The sequence below is a fragment of the Pseudomonas sp. TMW22080 genome, from assembly GCF_022496745.1.
Lineage (GTDB): Bacteria > Pseudomonadota > Gammaproteobacteria > Pseudomonadales > Pseudomonadaceae > Aquipseudomonas > Aquipseudomonas bubulae.
This window is the reverse complement of the sequence record NZ_SCFF01000003.1, coordinates 421,371-447,149: the sequence shown is the minus strand read 5'-3', so window position 1 is coordinate 447,149 and position 25,779 is coordinate 421,371. Positions and strand designations below refer to the sequence as shown.

Genomic DNA, 25,779 nt, shown 5'->3' with positions numbered 1-25,779 from the left:
GGGGTATTAAGGTGATTGGTGTTCAGCAAAGGCTCGGTCTGCTATTATCGCCAGCCTTTGTTGATACCAGTTCGCAATTTGCGCTGAAGCGGCCAATGCCATGATTAAACAACGCACCCTGAAAAATATTATCCGTGCCACAGGTGTCGGCCTGCACTCCGGTGAGAAGGTCTACCTGACCCTCAAGCCTGCGCCTGTGGACACCGGCATCGTGTTTTGTCGTGCAGACCTTGACCCTGTTGTGCAGATCCCTGCGCGCGCGGAAAACGTCGGCGAGACGACGATGTCGACCACGCTGGTCAACGGCGATGTAAAAGTAGACACGGTAGAGCACCTGCTCTCGGCCATGGCTGGCCTGGGGATCGATAACGCCTACGTCGAACTCTCCGCGTCTGAAGTCCCGATTATGGACGGTAGCGCCGGACCTTTCGTGTTCTTGATTCAATCTGCCGGCCTGGAAGAACAGGACGCGCCGAAGAAGTTCATCCGCATCCTGCGTGAAGTGACAGTGGAAGATGGCGACAAGCGCGCCACTTTCGTCCCTTTCGAAGGCTTCAAGGTGAGCTTCGAGATCGATTTCGATCACCCGGTTTTCCGTAACCGCACCCAAAGTGCAACCGTGGATTTTTCCAGCACTTCGTTTGTAAAAGAAGTCAGCCGCGCGCGTACCTTTGGTTTCATGAGTGATATCGAGTACCTGCGCAAGCACAACCTCGCACTCGGCGGTAGCGTGGAAAACGCCATCGTGGTCGACGCGGATGGTGTACTGAACGAAGACGGCCTTCGCTATGAAGACGAATTCGTGAAGCACAAGATCCTCGATGCAATTGGCGACCTTTACCTGTTGGGCAATAGCCTGATCGGTGAATTCAAGGGCTTCAAGTCTGGCCATGCACTGAACAACCAGCTGATTCGCAAGCTGCTTGAACAGACCGATGCGTGGGAAGTCGTGACCTTTGAAGATGCCAGCACTGCACCGATTTCGTATATGCGTCCGGTTGCGGCAGTTTAAGTAAAACTTCTTTCTCTAGTTTTTGAAGGCCACCCTCGGGTGGCCTTTTTTTATGTTTCGTTTTTAGGTTTCAGCGCATTCAGGCCGGTTTCATTGATATCCATCACCCGATTGCGCCCGCGTTTTTTGGCCTGATAAAGCGCTTTGTCGGCAGTGCTGAGCAGTTCTTCCCGGTCGTCGCCGGGTTTGGCGTAGCGGGTGCAGGCGCCCAGGCTCACAGTGAGTTTTTTGGTGGTGGGGTCGACCGGCTCCATTTGCTCAACCGCGGCGCGAATTTTTTCTGCCAGCAGGCGCGTGCCTGCCGCGTCGGTTTCGGTCAGCACCACCGCGAACTCTTCACCGCCGTAGCGGGCCACCAGGTCGGCGGGGCGTCGCACATTGGCCTTGATGACCCGGGCGACCTGGCGCAGGGCCTCATCCCCTGCCTGATGACCATAAGCATCGTTGAAGGGCTTGAAGTGGTCGATATCAATCATGATCAGTGACAGCGGCGCGCCTGTACGTTGTGCGCGGCGCCATTCCAGATCCAGGGTCTTGTCCAGCATGCGCCGGTTGGCCAGTCCGGTCAGCGGGTCGGTGGCGGCCAGGGCCGCGAGTTCGCCTTCGGCGCGCTGGCGCAGGCGCAATTCGCGTACCAGCAGCCAGGTCAGCCACAGCAGGCCCAGGCACAGCAGCAGGGTTGCGCTGCCGATCAACAGGGCCGTGTGTCGCCAGTTGCTGAATATATGCTCGGTGGACAAAGCCACCACCACCAGCAAGGGTAACTCGCTGATCTGGGCGAAGTTGTAGAGGCGCTGCAGGTGATAGATACCGGACACGGCGGTAAAGCTGCCGTGGCGCTCGGTCAGAAAACGCAGGAAGATCGGCGTGTGCCCCAGGTCCTGGCCGGTATAGAACATGGTGGTGGCCGGGTACTGGATCAGCATGATGCCTTCGCTGCTGACCAGGCTGATATTACCCTTCGGGCCCAGGTCCAGGCCGCGAAACAGGTTCTGAAAGTAGCTCATCTTCATCAGGGCCACGGCGACGCCGCCAAACCTGCCGTCCGGGGTAGTGATCCTGCGGCTGAGTACCAGGCTCCAGTCATTGGGGGCATCGCTGGCAGGCAAGGGGCGGCTGATAAAGATGCCTTCAGTTTGCCCCTTGAGATGAACCTTGAACCAGGACTGTTGGCGAGCGTTGTTGAGCAGGGGCTCGACCGGGCGTGAGCCGGCAATCACCTTGCCGTCGGCATCCAGCACAAAAAAACCGGCATTGGACGGCGCCTCGGCCGCTCTGTCGAAAAGCAGGGGTTGTTGTGTCTGCGGCGAAAGCGAGGCCAGCGCCTGGCTTTGCACCAGGCTGACCAGGCTGTTGAGCGCCGAGTCATAGGTGGAAATGGTATTGCGGATATCACGGCTGATCAGCTGCACGATATTCAAGGCAGAGCGAGCCGCATCATCTTCGGTATTGCGGTATTCCCTGACCAGCAGGTAGCCGACGATGTTCACAATCGCAACCACCGACAAGGCGCTGGCCCAGACCAGCATGCGGCGGGTGATAACCGGTGTGCGCAGATGATATTTAATGGCTTGACCCTCTGAAGAAAAAACCATGTACAGCGGGCCTTTCATTCAAGGCTGGCACTCACTCAGGACAACTCTGCTGCACTGATTACGCAATTGCGCCCGGCCTTCTTGGCCTGATACAGGGCCTGATCGGCGCTGTTGATCAAGCCTGCTAGCTGGTCGCCCGGTTTAACCTGGCAGGTACTGACCCCCATGCTGGTGGTGAGCCGGCGATGGGAGGGCGTTAACGGTTCCAGTTGTTCGACGGCCTGGCGGATGCTCTGTGCCAGGTTGTACGCGCCACTGGCATCGGTATCGCTCAGCACCACTGCAAACTCTTCGCCACCATAACGGGCCGCCAGATCGGTGGAACGGTGCATGCACTGCTGGATAGTCCGTGCCACACGTTTCAAGGCCTCGTCACCGTCCTGATGGCCATAGGTGTCGTTGAAATTCTTGAAATGGTCAATGTCAAACATGATCAGCGACAGCGGCTTGCCTGAGCGCTGCGCCCGCCGCCATTCCTGTTCCAGGGTCTGGTCCAGCTTGCGGCGGTTGGCCAGCCCGGTCAGCGGGTCGGTGGTTGCCAGCGCTTCGAGCTGGCGCTCGGCGCGTTGACGCAAATGCAATTCACGACCCAGCAGCCAGGTGAGCGTAAGCAGGGCGCTACACAACAATAGCGTACCGATACCGACCAAAATGGCGTTGCGCCTCCAGGCGCTGAACACATCCTCAGTGGCCAGTGAGACCACCACAATCAACGGCAGGTCACCGACCTCGGAAAAATTGTACAGCCGCTCATCGCCATCAATGCTGGAGAGGGCGATAAAACTGCCTCTGTGTTCTTGCAGAAAGCGGACAAACACGGGGTTGTTGCTCAGGTTGGTGTGCGCGTCGGCGGATGCCGGTTCCGGATGCTGGGTCAGTGGCGTGCCATCGGTACTGATCAGACGGATAAACCCATGGGGTTCCAGGTCGAGCCTCTGGAACAGGTTCTTGAAATAATCCAGCTTCATCTGCGCCACCGCGACGCCGAGAAACCTGCCGTCAGGCCCGGAAATCCGCCGGCTGAAGCTGATGCAGCAAATGCCATCGTTTTCAGCTGAGTCAAAAGGGTGGGAGATAAACAGGTTGGGGCTGTTGGAGTCACGGTGTTCCACAAAGCTTGGCCAGTGGCTGAAGTTTTCTTTGGGGCTGACTTCAGTGCGTGAGTCGGCGACCAGGTCGCCTTGGGCATTGAGCAGGTAAAAGCCGCCATTGGCCGGGGTCTGTTCGGCTTTATCGAACAACAGCATATGTTTCAGCGGCAGGGAGACACTGTTCAGGTCGCTGCGTTTTGATACGTCGATCAGTGCGTTGAGCGCTGAGTCGTAGAGATTTACCGTGTTTTGAACGTCACGCCCGACCAACTGCACGATATTGAGGGAAGTGCGGATGGCGGCCAGTTCTGCGGTGCGGTGTTCGCGTACCAGCAGGAAGCTGACGATGCTCAGAATGGCAATGATTGAAACGCTTGTGGCGCCGATCAGCAGGCGTAGGGTCAGCACGTTACTGCGCAAGATATGCTTGATGGCCATGCTCATTGTCGCCCTGGGTTCGGCCCCATAAAATGAACGCAATCATATGAAAAGGCCAGCTTTACGCTGGCCCTTTGTTCATGGATTAAAACACATCAATAGGATAGTCGATGATCACCCGATACTCATCCACATCGCTGTCCACGCTCTGGTAGGCGGTGTTGCCGCGGTTGGTGGCCCAGCGCAGGGTCACTGCCAGATCCTTGGCCTTGCCTTCCTGGATCACGTACTTGAGGCCCAGGTCGCGTTCCCAGTGATGGGCGTTCTTGCCTTCCGGGTTGTACCAGTTGCTGTAGCCGATGCTGTCGGGGTCGGCCTTGGTCAGGTCCAGCTCACCCCGTGAATACGACGCACTGGCGGTCAGGCCGGCGATTCCGAGGCCGGCAAAGTCATACTCATATTGCAGCTTCCAGGAACGCTCGTTCGGGCCGTTGAAGTCCGAATATTGCTGCGAGTTGTCCAGGTAAACGCTGTCGCCCTGATAGATATAGTCGAAAGGCGTGTTGCCATTGACCCGCTGGTACACCGCGGTCACCTTGTGGCCGTCAATGCCGAGGGCCAGGTGCAGGCTGAAGGTGTTGTTGTCGATATCGCCCAGCAGGGCCTTGCCGGTGTCCTGGGTGTGATAGTAGTGCAGGCCGGGGTTGAGGGTGATGCCCTCGCTCATCTCCCAGGTGTAGTCAAAGTCGTAGTAGTACTGGTTCCAGATATCCTGCAACTGGGCGGCGTAGAGGTTGCTGGTGATTTCTGGCACGCCGCTCCAGGACGCGCCGGCCCAGGTGATGTGCTTGCTGCTTTGATCGCCCAGGTCACCGTAGGTGGTGGTCAGGCGGCGCATGCCACTCTGGTTGTAAGGTTTTTCAAAACTGACCTGGCCGCCTTCGAACATCCAGCCTTCGAAGCTGGTGTTGGTCAGGCTGACACCGCGAAAGGTCTGCGGCAACATGCGGGTTTCACCGCCGGCTATTACCGGATTGGTGAGGAACATATCACCGGCTTTGAGCTCGGTATCGAAGGCGCGGATTTTCAGTGCGGCACCGGCAGACGAAAAGGCGGTAGGCGCTTTGCCGTTGCCATCACTGACTGGCAGGATGCTGCTGCCATCGGTGCCACCACCGCCATCGAGCTTGAGCCCGAGCAAGGCGTAGGCATCCAGGCCGAAGCCTACCGTACCCTGGGTGAAGCCCGACTCGAACTTGCCGACAAAACCCTGGCCCCATTCCTTGCTGTCATCAGCATGGGGGCTGCGGATATCGTGGTTCATATAGTAATTGCGGGCGTGGATCTTAAGGCTGGAACCTTCGATAAAACCGTCTTTGGTTGAGTCTTCGTCGGCGTGGGCGTAGGTGGGGATCGTTGCAGCCAGGGCAATGAATAACGGACTGAGTTTGTGTGAGTACTTCACCAGTTTGTTGCTCCTTGAAAGTGGCGGCAGTTTTTATTTTCTTTGCAAATTCTGTTCTTGTTCGAAGGGCTCCCAGTGTTGGCAGCGCTTTTTTTAAAACAAAAAAAAGCCGCTATGATAGCGGCTTTTGAAACAGTCAGTCACATGTGTGACAGATGACCGACTGGGTCGGGAAGTCTGCGAGTGAGCAATCAGCTGTCTTTGGCTTGATCGGAAACACTGGCTTTTGCCTGTGTAGGCTGCGGTTTTGCGTCGTTTTGATGGCGTGCTGTCAGCTCTGCCTGATGCTGTTCAAACGATGCCGCGCGGGCCGCATTTTGTGCGACGAATGCAGGGGACTCTTCCGCCATGGCCAAAGGCGACAACAACAAAGACGACAAAACGAAAACGCTAGCCATACCCATACTGCTGGACATTTCAAAGACCTTCTTGCTTAGCAAGTGCTGTGTGATGGGTTAAATCTATAGCGCCAGGCAGGGGCGAAAAAGCCTTGTTTTAGACAAGGACTTTTGCGTTTTGAGTAACAAATGCGAGGGCCGTGGACTAGAGCCTCGGCAGCTACAGGAAAACTGCAACTGTGGGAGCGAGCCTGCTCGCTCCCACAATAGGGCTTGACCTGCAACAGAGTATCTACAGTGCTACAGGTCAAGCGGGCAGATCCAACCCGAATGTATTGCGCCCGCCGTCGCTGTGCACAAACACCTCGCCGCCATGCATCTGTGCAATCGCCTTGACGATGGCCAACCCCAGCCCGTGGTTGGCACCGCTGTTGTGGCGGGCCGCGTCCACCCGGTAGAAACGCTCGAACAAGCGCGGCAAGTGTTCTGCGGCAATCGGTAGGCCGGGGTTGCTGATGCTGATTATGGCCCGCCCGGAATTCTGCTCGATCGACACCTCGATCGTTTGCCCGGCTTCGGTGTGCTGCACGGCATTGTTCAGCAAGTTGATCAGCGCCCGGCGCAGGTGGGGTTTTTCGATATTGACCCGGGCATCGCCGCTGACCCGCACCACAACCCGGGCGTCTTCAAGAATAAACTCCAGATACTCCAGGGTGGTCGCCACTTCATCAGCCAGGGAGGCGCTCGACAGCTTGCTGGCCTTGCTGCCCTGATCGGCGCTGGCCAGGAACAGCATGTCGTTGATGATGCTGCGCAGGCGCTCAAGCTCTTCGAGGTTCGACTGCAGCACTTCAAAGTAATGCTCGGCCGAACGCCCCCGCGTCAGCGCCACCTGGGTCTGGCCAATCAGATTGGTCAGCGGCGAACGCAGTTCATGGGCCACATCCGCATTGAATGACTCCAGCCGGGTCCAGGCCTGCTCGACGCGGTCCAGGGTCGAATTGAAGGCACTGACCAGTTGGTCCAATTCCGGAGCCAGCGGTGCCAGGTGCAAACGCCCCGACAGGCGCGGTGGAGCCAGCTTTTGCGCTTCTTCAGACAGCTTGATCAGCGGCTTGAGGCCGATGTGCGCCACCCAATAGCCGAGCAATGAGGCCAGCAGTACGCCAATTGTTGCCAGACTTATCAGGGCAAGCAGCAAGTGATGCTGGGTCTGGCGAAAGGTCTGGGTATCGATGGCAATCAAAAAGCGCAGCGCCGGGCGCTGCTCTTTGGCTGGAATTTCGCTGATCAATACTTTGAACGGGTAGGCCTGGCCGGGCAGGCGCAAGTCCCGCACGCCCACGGGTCCTTGGGCAAATTTGCGCACGGCTGCCTCGGGGTTGCCGTACTCATAGGCCGGGTCTGAACTGATCGCCCAAAACCGGATGCGTTTGTCCTCTTCGCTGAGCAGCTTGAGCTTGGTGCTCATCTTGGCCCAGTGCTCGGCGTTGCCGTAGCGGTTGATCGATGACTCAAGCACGCTGTAGCGGGCATCCAGCTCTGCTTCAGGCAGGCGGCCGATACTTTTGTCGACCTGCTGGTACAGCGCTCCACCAATCAGCACAAACACCAGCAACGCCACCAGGGCGAACATTGCGCTCAGGCGCATGGCGATGGAGTTCAGGGCGGCGGGGCGCTTAAACACTGCGCCGCTCCAGCACGTAGCCCATGCCGCGAATGGTGTGCAGCAGCTTGTGTTCGAATGGCCCGTCGAGCTTGGCGCGCAAGCGCTTGATCGCCACTTCGACCACGTTGGCGTCACTGTCGAAATTGATGTCCCAGACCATCTCGGCAATGGCGGTCTTGGACAGGATCTCGCCCTGACGACGGGCCAGCACGCTGAGCAATGAAAACTCCTTGGCGGTCAGGTCCAGGCGGGCTCCGGCGCGGCTGGCCTTGCGGCTGATCAGATCTATCCACAGGTCGTCGACGGTCACTTGCACCGGTTCGTGACCGCCGCTGCGGCGGGTCAGGGCTTGCAGGCGGGCGACCAGCTCCAGGAACGAGAACGGTTTGCCCAGGTAATCGTCAGCGCCTTCGCGCAACCCGCGTATGCGGTCTTCCACCCGTTCGCGGGCGGTGAGCATGATCACCGGGGTTTGCTTGCGCGCGCGCAAGGCCCGCAGTACGCCAAAGCCATCGAGGCCAGGCAGCATCACATCGAGCACGATCACGGCGTAATCGCTCTCCATTGCCAAGTGCAGACCTTCGATGCCGTCGCGGGCCACATCCACTGTGTAACCCTGCTCGGTCAGGCCGCGGTGCAGGTAGTCGGCGGTTTTTTCTTCATCTTCAATAATCAGAACGCGCATGACCCGCCTCAGTGATTCGTCGCCAGCAAGCTGACGGGTTTGGAACGATGGAACAGTCGTTCAAGCCACAAGTATATGACCGGCGTGGTAAACAGCGTCAGCGCCTGGCTCACCAGCAGCCCGCCGACAACGGCAATCCCCAGTGGCTGGCGCAGTTCGGCGCCGGTGCCGTAGCCCAGCATCAGCGGCAGGGCGCCGAGCAGCGCGGCGAGGGTGGTCATGATGATCGGCCGAAACCGCGTGATACACGCCTGGTAGATAGCCTCTTCGGGGCTCAGGCCACGGGTGCGCTGGGCATCGAGGGCAAAGTCGATCATCAGGATGCCGTTTTTCTTGACGATACCGATCAGCAGCACCAATCCGATCAGCGCCATGATCGAGAAATCCTGGCCACATATCCACAGCATCAGCAGCGCGCCAAGCCCGGCCGAGGGCAGGGTGGAGATGATGGTCAGCGGGTGTACAAAGCTCTCGTACAGCACCCCCAGAATGATATACACCGCCACCAGCGCCGCGAGGATCAACCACGGCTGGCTGGCCAGCGAGCTTTGAAAGGCCTGGGCGGCGCCCTGGAAGTTGCCACTGATGGTGCCGGGCATGCCGATGTCGTTTTTTGCCTGATTGAGCATCAGCACCGCATCGCCCAGGGCCACGCCGGGGGCGAGGTTGAACGACAGGTTGGCGGCCGGGAACATGCCGTCATGGCTGATGGACAACGGCCCGCTGATGGGCGCATCGACCCTGGCCACGGCCGACAGCGGCACCATTTCCCCGGTCAGCGGCGAGCGCAGGTAGAAGTAATTGAGGCTTTCGGCCTTGCCGCGCTGCTGCGCGTCGACTTCCAGAATCACGTTGTACTGGTTGGTCTCGGTCTGGAACTCATTGACCTGGCGCTGACCGAAGGCGTCGTACAGTGCTTCATCGACATCGGTGGCGGTCAGGCCAAAGCGCGCCGCCGCATTACGGTCAATGCTGATATGGGTGATGCTGCCCCCCAGTTGCAGGTCGTTGGACAGATCTCGAAAGGCCGGATTGGCGCGCAGTTTTTCGGTCAGGCGCTGGGTCCAGGTGGTGAGCGTCGGACCATCGTTGCTCTTGAGCACATATTGATACTGACTGCGACTGGGGCCCGAGCTGAGGTTGATATCCTGGCCGGCACGCAGGTACAGCACGATGCCAGGCACCTTGGCCAGTTGCGGGCGAATGCGGTCGATAAATTCGCTGGCCGACACGTCGCGCTGGCCGCGGTCCTTGAGGGCAATCCAGAAGCGGCCGTTGGCGATGGTCTGGTTGCTGCCGGTCACGCCCACGGCATGGGAGAACGCCTGCACGGCCGGGTCGTTGCCGATGATCTCGGCCAGCGCCAGATGCTTTTGCGTCATGTCCGGGAATGAAATGTCGGACGCCGCCTCGGTGGTGCCGAGTACAAAGCCGGTGTCCTGCACCGGAAAAAAGCCCTTGGGGATCAACACATAGCCGGCGATAGCCATGGCCAGGGTCACGGCGAAAATCCCCAGCATCAATCGCTGATGCGCAAGGGCCCGCTTCAGGCCTTTTTCATAGAGGCCCAGCAGGCGCTCGCCAAAGCCCGGCCTGGCATCGGGCTTGTGTTCCGGTGTGCGCATAAACAGCGCGGCCAGTGTGGGCGCCAGGGTCAGCGATACCACCACGGAAATCATGATGGTCGAGGTCGCGGTCAGGGCGAACTCCTTGAACAACCGCCCGACCACCCCGCCCATAAACAGCAGCGGGATAAATGCGGCCACCAGTGAGACGCTGATGGATACCACGGTAAAGCCGATCTCGCTGGAGCCCTTGATCGCTGCGTCGCGCATGCTTTCTCCGGCTTCCAGATGGCGGTGGATGTTCTCCACCACCACAATCGCATCGTCCACCACAAAGCCCACCGCCACCACAATGGCCACCAGCGTCAGGTTGTTGAGGCTGAAGCCCAGCACATACATCAGTGCGAAACTGGCGATCAGCGACACGCCGAGTACCGCCGACACAATCAGCGTGGCCGACCACTGGCGCAAAAACAGCGCCATCACCGCAACCACCAGCAGCACGGCGATCAGCAGGGTGATTTCCACTTCATGCAGGGAGGCGCGAATGGTCTTGGTGCGATCGCTCAGCACCGTCACTTCGACCGAAGCCGGGAGCATGGCCTGCAGACCGGGCAGGGCGGCCTGGATGCGGTCTACCGTGTCGACGATATTGGCCCCCGGCTGGCGCGAAATCACCAGGTTGAGCCCCGGCTGGTGGCCCGACCAGGCCTGAACATAGTCGTTCTCGGAACCGTTGATAACCCGTGCCACATCCCGTAGCTGCACGGGGGCGCCATCCTTGTACGAGACGATTAACTGGCCATATTCATCCGCGTCGAACAACTGGTCGTTGGTCGACAGCGTAGAAATGCTCGACGGGCCATACAGCGCGCCCTTGGCCAGGTTGAGGCTGGTTTGCTGGATCGCCAGGCGGATATCGGCCAGGGTCAGGCCGATGGCCGCCAGCTTGTCGGCCGAGGCCTGGACGCGGATCGCCGGGCGTTGCTGACCGGTGATATTGATCAGGCCCACACCATCAATCTGGCTGATTTGCCGGGCCAGCAGGGTTTCGACGTAATCGCTCAGTTCAGTGCCTGGCATCTGCAGCGAACTGATGCTGAGGATCAGTACCGGGCTGTCGGCCGGGTTGACCTTCTTCCAGGTCGGCAGGGTCGGCATGTCCTTGGGCAGTTTGCCGGACGCGGTGTTGATCGCTGCCTGAACCTCTTGCGCGGCGGTGTCGATGCTTTTGTCGAGGGTGAATTGCAGGGTCAGGGTGGTCGAGCCCAGGGCGCTGCTGGAGGTCATCTGGGTCATGCCGGGGATGGCGCTGAATTGCACCTCCAGGGGCGTTGCCACCGAAGACGCCATGGTGTCCGGGCTGGCGCCGGGCAATTGCGCAGATACCTGGATGGTCGGGAATTCCGCCTCGGGCAAGGGCGCCACGGGTAACCGGGGAAAGGCAATCAGCCCCACCAGCACCAGGGCGAAGGTCAGCAATACCGTGGCGACCGGGTGATCGACACACCAGGCGGACACCGAGCGGCTGCGGGTCATGGCTGCACCCGGGCAGCCGTTGGCCCGCTCAGGACTTCAACCCGCGAGCCGGACTTGAGCCGCGACTGGCCATCGCTGACCAGTGTGTCGCCGGGGTTGACGCCGGTGATGATGCTCAGTTCGGTGTCCTGAAAAGTCAGCTGCACGGGAACGGTTTCGACCTTGTCGCCGCTGACCCGGTAGACGAAGTAATTATCCAGCCCGCGCTGCACCACTTGCGGTGGCACCACCAGCGCGTTGCGGTCCAGTCCGGTCTGGATTTCGACATTGACCAGCTGGCCCGGCCACAAGCTTTGCGTGGAGTTGTCGAACTGAGCCTTGGCCTTGATTGTGCCGGTGGTTGCCGAGACCTGATTGTCGATCAGGCTAAGGCGGCCCTCGCCCAGTTGCGTGCCGCTGCTGTCGGTATTGCCTACAAAGGCTTTGACCCGGGCCGGTTGTTTGGCCGTGAGCAAGTCGTGGAGCAGGGGCAAGTGCTGCTGGGGCAGGGAAAACTCCACGGCAATGGGGGCGATCTGGGTCACGGAAAACAGCCCCTGGGCATCGCTGACCCTTAGAAAGTTACCCGCATCTACTGCGCGAATGCCCACGCGCCCGCTGACCGGGGACTGGATTTGCGTATAGGACAACTGCACCTGTGCCGCGGCAATCGCCGCCTGATCACCCTGTGCCGAAGCCTTGAGCTGATTGACCAGGGCTTGCTGCTGATCGAGGGTTTGCCGGGACACGCCATTGTCCACGCTCAACAACTGATAGCGCTTGAGGTCGGCCAATGCGACCTGCAGTTGCGCCTGGTTCTGTCCCAGTTGGGCCCTGGCCTGATCCAGGCTGGCCTTGATCGAGCGGTCATCGAGAGTAGCCAGCAGGTCGCCAGCCTTGACCGTCTGGCCTTCCTTGACCCGAATACCCGTGAGGATGCCGTCGATTTGCGGACGTATGATGACGCTGTGCAGCGACAGTACGGCGCCAATCCCGTTGATATAGCGCGGTACATCCTGTTGCAGGACTTGCACGACCCGCACCGGCACTGGCGCGCTACCTGCCGATTTGCCGGGCGCCGGGCGATTGAGCCACCAGACGCTGCTACCCATCAGGGCAATCAGCAGCGTGCCCAGCAAGATTTTTTTGGTTTTATTGGGCATGCCGGATAGACGCCGTGTGCGTGGAATGGGGGCTTATAGAAAGGTTATAGCGTGTGGACCCGGTCATAACGGTGACGGCTAACTGACATTTGTGACAGCTTTAAGGTTTGTAGCAGCTGCCTCGTTCCTTCGGCAGCTGCTACGTCACGGGTTTTCACCGCGGGTTGGATTATTTTTACGACCAGCGAGTGCAACCTATACAGGGTGCGCAGGTATACTGGGCGGTCTTGCGCCATCCGGCCTGTTTATTTCCCGTATATCGGAGCTTTCATGACTTCTCCTACACCAACGACCGCTCCTGATGCCGTGAGCACCGAGAACCTCGATACCCCGGAAAAACCGGTCATTCCTGCGTTCACTTTTCCGTTCAAGCCATCGGAGTTTGCCAAGGCCAAGTCCCAGGGCAAGGCGTACTACCAAAAAAGCGGCCTCGGCGGTCATGATAAAACCCCTAACGCGCCCCCTCATGGCACCCGCAAAACCATGGGCAAACGCTAATTTTATGCCCTAAAAAGTGGCGATATGCCATTAGTGTTTGTTCAGGCCTGATTAACTCCTTTAGTCATGCGCCAGATCAGTATTTGCTTAATAGGTGCGCTTAGAGTCGACGACCCTGCCGACTCTTCTCTAATAATCCGAGCGCGCCCGTCATGAAAATCAATCTACCGATTACCGGCCGATCCGTTGATTTTGCCCCCGACGCCAACATCCTCTCCACCACTGATCTCGACAGCACCATCACCTACGCCAACCCTGACTTTATCGAGGTCAGCGGTTATGAACTGAGCGAGTTGCTGGGCACCCCGCACAACCTGCTGCGCCATCCCGACATGCCGCCCGCCGCTTTCAGCCATATGTGGCAGACCCTCAAGGCGGGGCGCTCGTGGATGGGGATGGTGAAAAACCGTTGCAGAAACGGTGATCACTATTGGGTCAGCGCCTATGTCACGCCGGTGATGAAAAATGGCGAGACCGTCGAGTACCAATCCGTGCGTACCCACCCGACTCCTGAACGTGTCGCAGTCGCCGAGGCCCACTACGCCGCTCTACGCTCGGGGCGCAAGCCGCTGTTGCCGGCCGGCTTGCGCCTTGGCTTGGGGGGCAGGCTGGCATTGTTTGTCAGTGCCGTATTTGGCGCCGTTACAGCCGTGGGCACGCTGTGGCTGGCCAGCGTTGACGCACAGGCCGGGCTGTTGATCTGGCTGCTGGGCAGTCTGTTGAGTTCGCTGGCCATTGCCTGGATGCTGCGGCCTTTGCATGCATTGACCCGTCGCGCCAAAGGCGTTGGCGACAATCCGTTGAGCCAGCAGATTTATACCGGGCGCCGTGATGAGTTCGGCCAGATCGAGTTTGCCCTGCATATGCTTGAGGCCCAGGTCGGCGCTGTGGTGGGGCGTATCGGTGATGCCTCGCAGCGATTGGCCGGGCACGCCAGCGAACTGGTTCAGCATCTGCAAAGCAGCCATGCCAGCACCTTGAATCAACAGTTGGAGACCGATCAGGTGGCCACTGCTATCAACGAAATGGCGGCGAGTGTGGCGCAGGTAGCGATCAACGCCCAGCAGGCGTCGCAAGCAGCCGATCGGGTGCAAAGTGAAACCCGTGAAGGCCATCAGCTGGTGACGCAGAGCCGCAGCACGGTGCAGCACCTGGCGACGGAGCTGGAGCGAGCCACCGAGGTGGTGCATCACCTGGAAAGTCACAGCAGCGATATTTCCTCGGTGCTGGAAGTGATCCGCAGTATTGCCGAACAAACCAATTTGCTGGCGCTCAACGCCGCTATCGAAGCGGCCCGCGCAGGTGATCAGGGCCGCGGCTTTGCCGTGGTGGCCGATGAGGTTCGTGGTCTGGCCCAGCGTACGCAGCAGTCGACCAGTGAAATCCAGGCCATGATCAGCGCTCTGCAAGAAGGTGCCCGGGCGGCGGTGCAGGTCATCCAGCAAAGCAGTGAATACGCTCAGAGCAGTGTCAATCAGACCCAACTGGCCAGTTGCGCGCTGGACGGGATCAGTGCACAAGTTCAGAAGATCACCGAGATGAGTGTGCAGATCGCCTCGGCGGTCGAAGAGCAAAGCGTGGTCAGTGAAGATATCAACCGTAATATCGCCGGGATTCGCAGTGCCTGTGACGTCACTGTGGATGCCGGGCAACAGAGCCATCGCCATTCAGGGGATGTCGCCGAGCTGGCCGCAGGTTTGCGCTCGCTTGCGCAAGAGTTCTGGCAAACCCGGCGCTAAAGCGCCTCGCGCTGGATCAGGGTCATGCCGTGCTTGTCGTACAGGCGCCGGGCGTTGTGGTTGTGCTCCATGACCTTGAGATCCAGACAAGCCTCACGGCGCTGGCGGAAAACGGCAAAGACATGGTTGAGCAGTGCGCCGCCCAAGCCCCGGCCCCGGTGGTGCGGGTGTACCGCCAGATCCTTGAGGTAGGCGCTGGTCCAGGCCTGGGCAACCGCAACGGCCTGGCCCTCCAGGAGGATCACAAAACACAGTGCGGGATCGTACTCGGGGTCATGCTGCAGGCCGTGTTGCCAGTCCTGCAGGGTTTGCATGCTGCCGGTGCCGTCGGTATGGCTCAGGCTGATCAGGGCATGTACCGGTTGCAGCAGCTCCTCGGTGAGCGTTACCAGGGTGAAGCCCTGGGGCCAGTGGGCCGGTGGCAATGGCTGGCGCAAATCTTTGCGCAGCAACAGGCAATACTGGCTCATGCTACTCAGTAACCTTGCTCGGCAACCGTGCGCGCGGCGAGGATCAAGCACTGTGTAAGCTCCGGCGAAGAGAACTTGGTCAGCACCGCATTGGCCCCCGCCAGGCGCGCCTTTTCGCTGTTCATCGCACTGTTGAGCGAGGTGTGCAGCAGCACATACAGATGGGCAAAGTCCGGGGTGTCGCGCACGGTACGGGTAAAGGCGTAGCCATCCATTTCCGACATTTCGATATCCGACACCAGCACGTTGATCTGATCCGGCGTGCCTTGCAGCTCCAGTAACCGCTCGATGGCTTCCTTGGCGCTGCGTGCGGTGTGGCAATGCAGGCCCAGGTTGCGCAGGGTAATGACCGACTGTTGCAGGGCCACCTGACTGTCATCCACCACCAGAATGCGGGCATTGGCCAGCAGTTTTGACTCTTCTTTACTGAGGCTGTCGCTGGCGTCCTCGACCTTGGCCGGGGCGATGCCGTGGATCACTTTTTCGATATCCAGCACTTGCACCAATACACCGTCGACCTGGGTCACCCCGGTGATATACGAGCGCTTGCCGGAGCCGTAGGGCGGCGGACGGATATCGGTGCTCAGGCAGTGCACGATTTTGCTCACCGCCTGCACATGCAGCCCCTGTTTGGAGCGGCTGACATCGGTGACGATCAGGCAACCAGCGTCCGGGTCGAGCAGCGGCTGCTCGCCGATGGCACGGCTCAGGTCGATTACCGACAGTGCCGCGCCGCGCAACACGGCGATGCCTTTAACATTGGGGTGGGACTCGGGCATTTTGGTCAGCGGCGGACAGGGAATGATTTCACTGACCTTGAGCAGGTTGATCGCCAACAACTTGCCGCTGCGCAGAGTGAAGAGCAGAAGGGAGAGTGAGTCTGCGCGGGCATTGTTCGATGACATAAAAATCTTCTGTGCTGGGAGCGATACGGGGTTATCGACCTGAATGTTACGGGCTTTAACCGGTCGGCATAAATCCCCTTGTAGATACTCTGTTGCAGGTCAAGCCCTATTGTGGGAGCGAGCCTGCTCGCGAACGACCTTCGCGAGCAGGCTCGCTCCCACAGTTGCAGTGTTCCTGCAGCTGTCGAGCCTGCGAGGCTGCGTTCGGCGGCGAAGCCGTCGCGAAATCAGACACTGCGGTGTGCCAGGTAAAGCCGGCTCTCAGGGTTTACGACGGCTGCGCCGCCGGACGCAGCCTGCGTTCCTCGGCAGCTGCTACGGGATCAGGGTTTCAGGCCCAACCGTTTGGCCATGCGGGCCAGGTTTGCCCGGTCAAGCCCCAGCTCCCGCGCCGCACTGGCCCAGTTGTGCTGATGGCGTTCCAGGCAGGTGCTGATCAGCTGGCGCTGGTAATTTTCAGTGGCCTGGCGCAAGTCGCCCACGGCATCCGGCAGGTTCTGGGGGGCGATCGGCGCAGCGCTGGCGCCGGAGGTCGGCAAATCCAGATCCGCCGCCGTCAGGGTCAGGATGCGCGGCCGCGTGCTGCAATTGCCCAAGGCTTTAAGGGCGCTGCGGCCAATCAGGTGTTCCAGTTCGCGCACATTGCCCGGCCACGAATACTGCACCAGCGCCGCCTGCGCGTCGGGACTCAGGCGCAGGCTGCCCAGGCCCATGCGCGAGCGGTTTTGCTCCAGGAAAAAGCCGCTCAGCAGCAACACATCACGGCCGCGTTCGCGCAAGGCTGGCACCCTGAGCGGGTAAACGCTAAGGCGATGGTAAAAGTCGGCGCGGTAGCGACCGCTGCGCACTTCTTCGGCCAGGTCGCGGTTGGTGGCTGCGATCAGGCGTACGTCGACCCGGTGCTCCTGATCCGAGCCCAGGCGTTGCAACTGCCCGCTTTGCAGCACCCGCAACAGCTTGGCCTGCACGGTCAGCGACAGCTCGCCCACTTCATCCAGAAACAACGTGCCGCCGTTGGCAAGCTCGAACTTGCCGCGTCGGTCGTTGGTGGCACCGGTAAAGGCACCGCGCACATGGCCGAACAGTTCGCTTTCAACCAGCGTGTCGGGCAAGGCCGCGCAGTTAAGGCTGATCAGCGGTTTGTCTGCCCGTGGCGAGGCTGCGTGAATGGCCTGGGCCACCAGCTCCTTGCCGACACCGGTTTCACCGGTTATCAGTACCGTCAGATCGCTGCCGCCCACCAGGGCAATTTCTTCCAGTAAGCGTTTGTGCACCTTGCTCTGGCCGATCAGCTCCTTGTTGGGCGAACCATTGGCTTGCCGATAGAGTTCGGCCTTGCGCTGCTCATCCTCGACCCGCAATGCCAGCCGTTCGATCCGTTGAGCCACATTGACCGTAGCGGCAGCCAGGCTGGCAAAGGCCTGCAGGTCATCCAGCGAGACCGGCTCGAAGCGTTTGGAATCCAGTGCGTCAAGGGTTAGCAGCCCCCATGGGCGCTCTTCTACAAACAGCGGGCAGCCCATGCAGTCGTGGACTTCCAGGTGTTCGGCCAGCCCGTCGACCAGGCCGTCGTAGGGGTCTGGCAGTTCGCAGTTGCTGGGGAAACGGGTGGGGCCTGGACTTGCGAGCAAAGCCTGAAAGCGCGGGTGCTCGCTGACTTTGAAGCGCCGCCCCAGGGTGTCCAGGCTCAAGCCATCAACAGCCAACGGCACCAGCCATTCGCCATCCAGTCGCAGCAGGGCTGCGGCATCGCAAGGCAGCAGGGTCCGCAGCGCGTGCAGCAAGCGGCGATAGCGTTCGCTCTCGGGCAGATCACGGGACAGATCGTCCACCAGCGGCAGCAGGGTGGTCAGTAGCAGTTTTGCAGTCATTTTGACCTCGCGTAGTCTTTATGACTATATAGTAACTCGTGTCAAAATGACTATGTTTGTATTAACTTACTGATTTTAAAGGGTTTAATTGTTGGCACGGAAACTGATAAGTAAAGGGTAATTGTTGAAGCCTAAGTGCTCAGGAGTCACCCATATGCTTACTGCTCAGGATCGTGCCATCGTTAAATCTACCGTGCCACTGCTGGAAAGCGGCGGTGAAGGGCTGATTACCCACTTCTATCGCATGATGCTTTCGGAATACCCGCAAGTGCGTTCGCTGTTCAACCCGGCCAACCAGGCCAGTGGCGACCAGCCGCGAGCACTGGCCAACGGCGTGCTGATGTATGCACGGCACATCGATCAGCTGGACCAGTTGGGCGATCTGGTGGCCCGGATCATCAACAAGCATGTTGCGTTGCAAATCCTCCCTGAGCACTACCCAATTGTTGGCAGCTGCCTGCTGCGGGCTATTGAAGAAGTGCTGGGCAGCGACATCGCGACCCCGCAAGTGCTCAGCGCCTGGGGAGCGGCCTACAACCAGTTGGCCGATATCCTGATCGGTGCCGAAGCTGCCATCTACGACGAAAAAGCTGCAGCACCCGGCGGCTGGCGCGGCGGGCGCGAGTTCAAACTGGCTGCCAAAATCCAGGAAAGTGCTGAAATCACTTCGTTTTACTTCCGCCCGGTAGACCAGCAACCGATCCTCGACTTTGCCCCGGGCCAGTATATTGGTCTGAAACTGATGATCGATGGCGAAGAAGTGCGTCGCAACTACTCACTGTCGGCGCTGGCTCAGGTCGGTCGCTACCGTATCAGCGTCAAGCGCGAGAAGGGTGGGGTGGTGTCCAACTTCCTGCACGACCGTCTGAATGTGGGCGATACCCTGGAACTGTTCCCGCCAGCGGGCGACTTCACCCTGGCCAATAGCGAAAAACCGCTGGTGCTGATCAGTGGCGGTGTGGGCATAACACCGACCCTGGCGATGCTTGAAGCGGCCCTGGCGACAAAACGCCCGATCCACTTTATCCACTGTGCCCGCAATGCCGATGTGCATGCCTTCCGCACATGGATCGATGAACTGGCAGACCAGCATCCGCAATTGAAGCGTTTCTACTGCTATGACGAGCAGGGCGAGTCTGCAGATCATGTAGGGCTTTTGACCGAAGAAGTACTGGCTCAGTGGTTACCGCAAGAGCGTGACCTGGATGCCTACTTCCTGGGGCCAAAAGGCTTTATGGGGGCGGTCAAGCGTCATCTCAAAGCCCTGGGTGTGCCGGAGCAGCAAAGCCGCTACGAGTTCTTCGGCCCGGCAGCCGAGCTGAAGTAGGGCGCGTGGCAGCTGCCGAGGAACGAAGGCTGCTACAAGAAGCAGGCAAGACCTTAATCCCCCATTAATCCCCTTGCGCCACTTTTCCTGCAACGTTCAGATACATCCAGGCCCGGGGTCTGGGTGTAAACTGTGCGGCTTACACATAATCAGGCAAAGGGACGCGGGATGACCAATGACATGTTGCAACTGGGCCGGGAGAAACGCTTCCTGGTCCTGCTCGGGGTGATCTGCCTGGCGCTGATCGGCGGCGCGCTGTACATGCAGATCGTGCTCGGCGAGGCACCTTGCCCGCTGTGTATCCTGCAACGCTATGCACTGCTGCTGATCGCGATCTTTGCCTTTATCGGTGCAGCCATGCCTGGCCGGCGCAGCCTCACCGTGTTTGAAGTGCTGGTGGTGCTCAGTGCCATCGGTGGTATTGCCGCCGCCGGGCGCCACGTCTATATCCTCGCTCACCCGGCCGTGAGCTGCGGTCTTGATGTGTTGCAGCCAATCGTCGATGGTCTGCCGCTGGCAGCCGTGTTCCCCCTGGGGTTTCAGGTCGACGGATTTTGCTCCACCCCCTATCCGCCGGTGCTTGGTCTGTCGCTGGCACAGTGGGCACTGGTGGCCTTTGTAATGACTGCGGTGCTGGTGCCACTGGGCATCTATCGCAACCGGAAACAATCGAGCTGAGCCAGCCACCAATTTTTGCTTGAGCAGCCTCGTGCTTCCTTCGGCAGTGCGGGGCGTTTTTTTGTCCCTGCGCAAATGTAAAGAAGGCGTGATCCTCACGTCGAAAAAGGCTGTGCGACACTGCGACATATTGTCACGCGCAGGGTGTCGCAGGGCTGGTTTTGGTCTGACCAGTGGTCTTTTAAACGTATGACTTCGTGTAACCCAGCTGAGGCATTTTGACGCTGGCAAAGGGGTTGAAATCAGGGTTGCGAGACTCAACGCAAATCGGCTGTAGCCCTTTTTATTTGGGCGTTCAGGCGGGGTCAGGGGGGGGTGTTCATGCGCTAAAAAGGGGCATAAAAGTGCAGGGCTAAAGACGTGCTACAACTCTGTTTCAAGGGGGGGCTTGAACGCTTGGCGTAATAATAGGCAGGGATTGTTACCGTACCCGATAAGAATTATTTCGGGATGAGACATGGTTTATAGAGAGCTACCTAACTACAATCGCCCGCACTGAACGTCCAGCCTGCTCATCCCTGAGCCCAAGCGGGAAGTTGAAGGCCGACTGGGTTGTTCAATACAGGCGTCCCATGCGACTCCCAGGTACTGGCAACCCTTCTAAGTTCCGCACCAAATGGAATTGGTCTGTGACAAGGCCATTGACCACGTATCGAATAAGAAATCACTGCTAACCCGGAATTTTGCCCGTTCGCCTGATGGTGATAGAGCAGGCTTTCATTCAATTCCGGAAAAGAGCCAACCCTTGGCAGGGCGAAGTGTTGGCGAAAAAAACCAACTGCATTGTGCAAGCTGTTTTAGAGGTCGTGAGATGACTAAAAAAAGGTACCCCAGACTCCTTGGCTTATTGCCACTTTTCGGCACGCTGCTGCTGGGAGGTTGCAACATGACATTGCTCGATCCGGTGGGGCAGGTCGGGATCGAAGAGCGGAATCTGATCATCACTGCAACACTGCTGATGCTTCTGGTCGTGGTGCCGGTCATCATTATGACCCTCGTCTTCGCGTGGAAATATCGCGCGTCGAACACCAGCGCTACCTATACACCTAAATGGTCGCACTCCACCAAGATCGAAGTCGTGATCTGGACTGTGCCAATTCTGATCATCATCGCCCTGGGCGTGATCACCTACAAGTCGACCCACGCGCTGGACCCTTATCGTCCGCTCGAGTCCGACGTCAAGCCGATTACCATCGAAGTGGTGGCAATGGACTGGAAGTGGATGTTCATCTATCCGGAACAGGGTATCGCTACCGTCAACAAGATCGTGTTCCCGGCCAACACCCCGGTCAATTTCCGTATCACCTCTGACACGGTCATGAACTCGTTCTTCATTCCAGGCCTGGGCGGTCAGATCTACGCCATGGCCGGGATGACGACCAAGCTGCACCTGATTGCCAACCGCAACGCTGAAATGGAAGGCATCTCTGCCAACTACAGCGGTGCCGGTTTCACGGGCATGAAATTCAAAGCGATCGCGACTACTCAGGCTGATTTCGATGCTTGGGTAAGTGAAGTCAAAGCATCACCTAAACAGCTTGACCAAGCTGAATACGAAGCCTTGAGCAAGCCAAGTCAGAACAACCCCGTTGAACTGTTCTCCTCGTACACACCGAACCTGTTTCAGAAAATCGTCGACAAGTACGAAGGTATGACGCCAGGCAAGCCGGTGAAGCACGAGAAGAAAGAAGTGGCCGGGACCGATGTGGTGGACATGAGTTCGCATTCAGCTGCCGGGGCAGAGGAGTAAACGATGTTTGGTAAATTAAGTTGGGAAGCGGTCCCGTTCCACGAGCCGATCGTGATGGTGACCATCGCCATGATCGCGCTGGGTGGTCTGGCACTGTTTGCAGCAATCACGTATTTCAAGAAGTGGACCTACCTGTGGACCGAATGGCTAACGTCAGTCGACCACAAGAAAATCGGCGTGATGTACATCATCGTCGCCATGGTCATGCTGCTGCGCGGCTTTGCCGACGCAATCATGATGCGTACCCAGCTGGCCATGGCCACCGAGGGTTCGCCTGGCTACCTGCCACCTGAACACTATGACCAGATCTTCACCGCTCACGGTGTGATCATGATCATCTTCATGGCGATGCCATTCTTCACCGGCCTGATGAACCTTGCAGTGCCGCTGCAGATCGGCGCCCGTGACGTGGCCTACCCGTTCCTCAACTCCCTGAGCTTCTGGCTGCTGGTGTCCGGCGTTGTGCTGGTCAACCTGTCGCTGGGCGTCGGCGAGTTCGCCAAGACCGGTTGGGTTGCCTATCCGCCGCTGTCGGGCTTGCAGTACAGTCCGGGCGTGGGGATGGATTACTACATCTGGGCTCTACAGCTATCGGGGTTAGGTACGACGTTAACCGGGGTTAACTTCCTGGCGACCGTACTGAAGATGCGTGCTCCAGGCATGAAACTGATGGACATGCCGATCTTCACCTGGACCTGCACCTGGGCAAACGTCCTGATCGTGGCTTCGTTCCCGATCCTGACCGCTACCCTGGCACTGCTGACACTTGACCGTTACATGGATTTCCACATTTTCACCAATGAACTTGGTGGCAATCCAATGATGTACGTCAACCTGTTCTGGGCGTGGGGTCACCCTGAGGTGTACATCCTCATTCTGCCGGCGTTCGGTATCTTCTCCGAAGTTATCTCCACGTTCACCGGCAAGCGTCTGTTCGGTCACCACTCGATGGTCTACGCCTCCGGCGCGATCTCGGTGCTGGGCTTCATGGTTTGGCTGCACCACTTCTTCACCATGGGTTCGGGTGCCAGCGTCAACGCCTTCTTCGGTCTGGCGACGATGCTGATTTCGATCCCGACGGGGGTGAAGCTATTCAACTGGCTGTTCACCATCTACCAGGGCCGTCTGCGCTTCACCAGCCAGGTTCTGTGGACCCTGGGCTTTATGGTGACCTTCGCCATCGGCGGCATGACTGGCGTACTGCTGGCCATCCCGGGTGCTGACTTCGTACTGCACAACAGCCTGTTCGTTATTGCTCACTTCCATAACGTGATCATCGGCGGCGCAGTATTCGGTTACATCGCAGGCTTCAGCTTCTACTTCCCGAAAGCGTTCGGCTTCAAGTTGAACGAAACCTGGGGCAAGCGCGCGTTCTGGTTCTGGATCGTCGGCTTCTTCATCGCCTTTATGCCGCTCTATGCACTGGGCTTCATGGGCATGACCCGTCGTCTGAACGCCAGCACCAACCCTGAGTGGGTGCCTTACCTGTACGTAGCCCTGTTCGGCGCAGTACTGATTGCCATGGGTATCGCCAGCCAGCTGATCCAGCTGTATGTCAGCGTCCGTGACCGCAACAAGCCAGAGAACGCCTGCGAATTCGGCGATCCATGGAATGCTCACACGCTGGAATGGTCGACTTCGTCGCCACCACCGTTCTACAACTTTGCTGTACTGCCAAAAGTCGACGGTATCGACCCGTTCACCGAAGCCAAGGAAAACGGCACTGCGTACCAGGTTCCGGCCAAGTACTCGCCTATCCACATGCCTAACAACACCGCTACCGGTGTGTACATGGGTGCTTTGCTGACCGTCTTCGGTTTCGCGATGATCTGGCACATCTGGTGGCTGGCCATCGTGGGTCTGGTAGGTACGGTTGTTGTCTTCGTTGCTCACGCCGCCCGTGACGACCAAGGCTACATGGTGCCGGTCGAGACCATCGAGCGTATCGAGGCCGAGCAGCACAAGCGTCTGGTAGCCGCCAAAGCAATTCCGGCTACTCGTGTTGAAACCAAGTTGGAACAGGCTTAAACCATGTCGAACTTAGCGACCACTGCTGGACACGCTCATGGTCACGACCATGAGCATGAGGAACACCACGACGCGGGCGAGACAACCATTTTTGGTTTCTGGCTCTACCTGATGACCGACTGCATCTTGTTTGCATCGATCTTCGCGGTATACGCGGTATTGGTAAACAACGTTGCAGGTGGCCCGTCGGGCCACGACATCTTCGAACTGCCGTACGTACTGGGTGAAACTGCCCTGCTGCTGTTCAGTTCGATCACCTACGGCTTCGCCATGCTGGCGTTGTTCAAGGGCAAGAAACAGCAGGTGCTGTTCTGGCTGGCCATGACCTTCCTGCTCGGTGCAGGCTTCATCGCCATGGAAATCAACGAGTTCCACCTGTTGATCTCCGAGGGCTATGGGCCTAGCCGTTCGGGCTTCCTGTCTGGCTTCTTCACCCTGGTCGGTACCCACGGTCTGCACGTGACCAGCGGTCTGATCTGGATGGCGATCATGATGTACCAGGTGCAGAAAAACGGCCTGACCTCGACCAACAAGACCCGCCTGAGCTGCCTGAGCCTGTTCTGGCACTTCCTGGACGTGGTGTGGATCTGCGTATTCACCGTTGTTTACCTGATGGGGACTTTGTAATGGCTAACGCACATTCCGACGGCGCCAACCACGGCAGCGTGAAGTCCTACGCGATCGGCTTCATCCTGTCGGTGATCCTGACCGTTATTCCGTTCGGGCTGGTGATGTACCCATCGCTGCCCAAATTCACCACCCTGGCGATCGTACTGTTGTTCGCCGTGGTGCAAGTGGTTGTTCACCTGGTGTACTTCCTGCACCTGGACCGTTCGCCTGCACAACGCAACAACGTCACCGCGCTGGTATTTGCTGCGCTGGTAATTGTGCTGCTGGTGGGCTTGTCCCTGTGGATCATGTTCAGCATCCACACTGAAATGATGGCGAAGTGAGGTAAGACCCGATGTCCTTCAAGCACTTTATCCAAATCACCAAACCGGGGATCATTTTCGGTAACGTGCTTTCTGTGGCAGGCGGGTTCTTCCTGGCCTCGAAGGGGCATTTCGATCTTGCCCTGTTCCTGGCTGCGGTAATCGGCACCTCCCTGGTGGTAGCGTCCGGTTGTGTGTTCAACAACTGCATCGACCGCGACATTGACATCAAGATGGACCGCACCAAGAACCGCGTACTGGTTCAAGGCCTGATCTCCCTCAAGGTGGCGCTGGTTTACGCCACCCTGCTGGGGGGCGCCGGCCTGTACCTGTTGTATCGCGTAGCCAACCCGCTGGCGGCTCTGTTCGCCGCGATCGGTTTCGTGATCTACGTCGGTCTGTACAGCCTGTACTTCAAGCGCAAGTCGGTTCACGGCACGCTTATCGGCAGTCTGTCGGGTGCAATGCCTCCGGTCATCGGCTATGTAGCTGTGAGCAACAGCTTCGACATGGCTGCAATGACCTTGCTGGTGATGTTCAGCCTGTGGCAGATGCCGCATTCCTACGCCATCGCGATCTTCCGCTTCAACGATTACCTGGCTGCATCGATTCCGGTGTTGCCAGTGAAGCGCGGGATCAAGGTTGCCAAGAAGCACATCCTGCTCTACATCCTCGCGTTTCTGATCGCGACCCTGATGCTCACCCTCGGCGGTTACGCCGGCATGAGCTACATGGCCGTGGCTGCTGCGATGGGCATGTACTGGCTGTACATGGCGTGGACGGGCTACAAGGCCGTCGACGACAAGGTCTGGGCACGCAAGCTGTTCGTGTTCTCGATCTTCACCATCACCGCGCTGAGCGTCATGATGTCCCTGGATTTCAAAGCGCCTGCCGAGTTGTTACTGACTTACGCGCACTGATCTGTCCAGAGTGAAAAACCCCGCCTTCGAAAGAAGAGCGGGGTTTTTTTATGCGGAAATTCACGTGTGCAAATTGGCTCAGGGGGGGGCTACACACCGGAAATGTTTGGTGGTTGGTTTGTTTTTTTGCTGTTTTCCTACTGATTGCAAAGTCTAGGCCTACATTATTTGTTTTTTTCTGA

21 protein-coding genes are annotated in these 25,779 nt (G+C 58.7%); 10 read left to right on the top strand and 11 right to left on the bottom strand.

Translation table 11 applies throughout. The features are described from left to right. The first annotated feature begins 100 nt into the window (after positions 1-100). Positions 101-1,012 carry a UDP-3-O-acyl-N-acetylglucosamine deacetylase gene (gene lpxC / locus EQV96_RS12315; protein WP_019823785.1) on the top strand — a complete coding sequence of 304 codons (912 nt, stop codon included), beginning with the start codon at positions 101-103 and terminating at the stop codon, positions 1,010-1,012. Positions 1,013-1,062: 50 nt separating this feature from the next. Here lpxC and EQV96_RS12310 read toward each other — a convergent pair whose 3' ends face one another. From EQV96_RS12310 to EQV96_RS12275, 8 genes are all read right to left on the bottom strand, one after another. Next, positions 1,063-2,607 (bottom strand): sensor domain-containing diguanylate cyclase, encoded by a 1,545-nt coding sequence (locus EQV96_RS12310; protein ID WP_306109649.1) that lies wholly within the window; start codon positions 2,605-2,607, stop codon positions 1,063-1,065. Between the two features lie 35 nt (positions 2,608-2,642). Next, on the bottom strand, positions 2,643-4,136 hold the full coding sequence (locus EQV96_RS12305) for a GGDEF domain-containing protein (protein WP_095038589.1): 1,494 nt from the start codon (positions 4,134-4,136) through the stop codon (positions 2,643-2,645). 85 nt (positions 4,137-4,221) lie between these two features. After that, complete coding sequence (locus tag EQV96_RS12300; protein WP_095031980.1) at positions 4,222-5,541, bottom strand: OprD family porin; 1,320 nt, start codon at positions 5,539-5,541, stop codon at positions 4,222-4,224. A 191-nt stretch (positions 5,542-5,732) separates the two neighbouring features. Further along, positions 5,733-5,957 (bottom strand): hypothetical protein, encoded by a 225-nt coding sequence (locus EQV96_RS12295; protein ID WP_095001528.1) that lies wholly within the window; start codon positions 5,955-5,957, stop codon positions 5,733-5,735. A 229-nt stretch (positions 5,958-6,186) separates the two neighbouring features. Further along, on the bottom strand, positions 6,187-7,530 hold the full coding sequence (locus tag EQV96_RS12290; RefSeq protein ID WP_095018366.1) for a heavy metal sensor histidine kinase: 1,344 nt from the start codon (positions 7,528-7,530) through the stop codon (positions 6,187-6,189). A gap of 28 nt (positions 7,531-7,558) precedes the next feature. Then, complete coding sequence (locus EQV96_RS12285; protein WP_095001527.1) at positions 7,559-8,233, bottom strand: heavy metal response regulator transcription factor; 675 nt, start codon at positions 8,231-8,233, stop codon at positions 7,559-7,561. Positions 8,234-8,241: 8 nt separating this feature from the next. Then, positions 8,242-11,337, bottom strand: a complete 3,096-nt coding sequence (locus EQV96_RS12280; RefSeq protein WP_095018300.1) for a multidrug efflux RND transporter permease subunit — start codon at positions 11,335-11,337, stop codon at positions 8,242-8,244. Beyond that, positions 11,334-12,479 (bottom strand): efflux RND transporter periplasmic adaptor subunit, encoded by a 1,146-nt coding sequence (locus EQV96_RS12275; protein ID WP_095025446.1) that lies wholly within the window; start codon positions 12,477-12,479, stop codon positions 11,334-11,336. The genes EQV96_RS12280 and EQV96_RS12275 overlap by 4 nt, the downstream gene beginning before the upstream one ends. Before the next feature lie 270 nt (positions 12,480-12,749). On the opposite strand from EQV96_RS12275, the gene EQV96_RS12270 reads away from it, so the two are divergent. Both EQV96_RS12270 and EQV96_RS12265 read left to right on the top strand, forming a co-directional pair. Beyond that, complete coding sequence (locus tag EQV96_RS12270; RefSeq protein WP_095001524.1) at positions 12,750-12,977, top strand: hypothetical protein; 228 nt, start codon at positions 12,750-12,752, stop codon at positions 12,975-12,977. Positions 12,978-13,129: 152 nt separating this feature from the next. Beyond that, complete coding sequence (locus EQV96_RS12265) at positions 13,130-14,716, top strand: PAS domain-containing methyl-accepting chemotaxis protein (protein ID WP_240882079.1); 1,587 nt, start codon at positions 13,130-13,132, stop codon at positions 14,714-14,716. Here the strand turns inward: EQV96_RS12265 and EQV96_RS12260 are convergent. From EQV96_RS12260 to norR, 3 genes are all read right to left on the bottom strand, one after another. Then, positions 14,713-15,186, bottom strand: a complete 474-nt coding sequence (locus EQV96_RS12260) for a GNAT family N-acetyltransferase (protein ID WP_095001522.1) — start codon at positions 15,184-15,186, stop codon at positions 14,713-14,715. The genes EQV96_RS12265 and EQV96_RS12260 overlap by 4 nt on opposite strands. Positions 15,187-15,191: 5 nt before the next feature. After that, on the bottom strand, positions 15,192-16,091 hold the full coding sequence (locus EQV96_RS12255; protein WP_095001521.1) for a chemotaxis protein: 900 nt from the start codon (positions 16,089-16,091) through the stop codon (positions 15,192-15,194). A gap of 323 nt (positions 16,092-16,414) precedes the next feature. Further along, positions 16,415-17,962, bottom strand: a complete 1,548-nt coding sequence (norR, locus tag EQV96_RS12250) for a nitric oxide reductase transcriptional regulator NorR (RefSeq protein ID WP_095018304.1) — start codon at positions 17,960-17,962, stop codon at positions 16,415-16,417. 154 nt (positions 17,963-18,116) lie between these two features. On the opposite strand from norR, the gene hmpA reads away from it, so the two are divergent. The 7 genes from hmpA to cyoE all read left to right on the top strand — a co-directional run bounded on the left by hmpA (position 18,117) and on the right by cyoE (position 25,597). Further along, entirely contained in the window at positions 18,117-19,289 is a 1,173-nt protein-coding gene (gene hmpA / locus EQV96_RS12245; RefSeq protein WP_095018305.1) for an NO-inducible flavohemoprotein, read from the top strand. Positions 19,290-19,457: 168 nt separating this feature from the next. Next, entirely contained in the window at positions 19,458-19,967 is a 510-nt protein-coding gene (locus EQV96_RS12240) for a disulfide bond formation protein B (protein ID WP_095001518.1), read from the top strand. Positions 19,968-20,778: 811 nt separating this feature from the next. Continuing rightward, entirely contained in the window at positions 20,779-21,717 is a 939-nt protein-coding gene (gene cyoA / locus EQV96_RS12235; RefSeq protein ID WP_095001517.1) for a ubiquinol oxidase subunit II, read from the top strand. A 3-nt stretch (positions 21,718-21,720) separates the two neighbouring features. Then, positions 21,721-23,745, top strand: a complete 2,025-nt coding sequence (gene cyoB, locus EQV96_RS12230; protein WP_095001516.1) for a cytochrome o ubiquinol oxidase subunit I — start codon at positions 21,721-21,723, stop codon at positions 23,743-23,745. 3 nt (positions 23,746-23,748) lie between these two features. Further along, complete coding sequence (locus EQV96_RS12225; RefSeq protein ID WP_095001515.1) at positions 23,749-24,372, top strand: cytochrome o ubiquinol oxidase subunit III; 624 nt, start codon at positions 23,749-23,751, stop codon at positions 24,370-24,372. Next, the gene (gene cyoD / locus EQV96_RS12220) at positions 24,372-24,698 is read left to right on the top strand and encodes a cytochrome o ubiquinol oxidase subunit IV (protein ID WP_016779556.1); all 327 of its coding nucleotides are present in this window, start codon (positions 24,372-24,374) and stop codon (positions 24,696-24,698) included. The genes EQV96_RS12225 and cyoD overlap by 1 nt, the downstream gene beginning before the upstream one ends. A gap of 11 nt (positions 24,699-24,709) precedes the next feature. Next, a complete protein-coding gene (gene cyoE, locus EQV96_RS12215; RefSeq protein WP_095001514.1) occupies positions 24,710-25,597 on the top strand; it encodes a heme o synthase in 888 nt (295 codons plus the stop codon). The last annotated feature ends 182 nt before the right edge of the window (positions 25,598-25,779 follow it).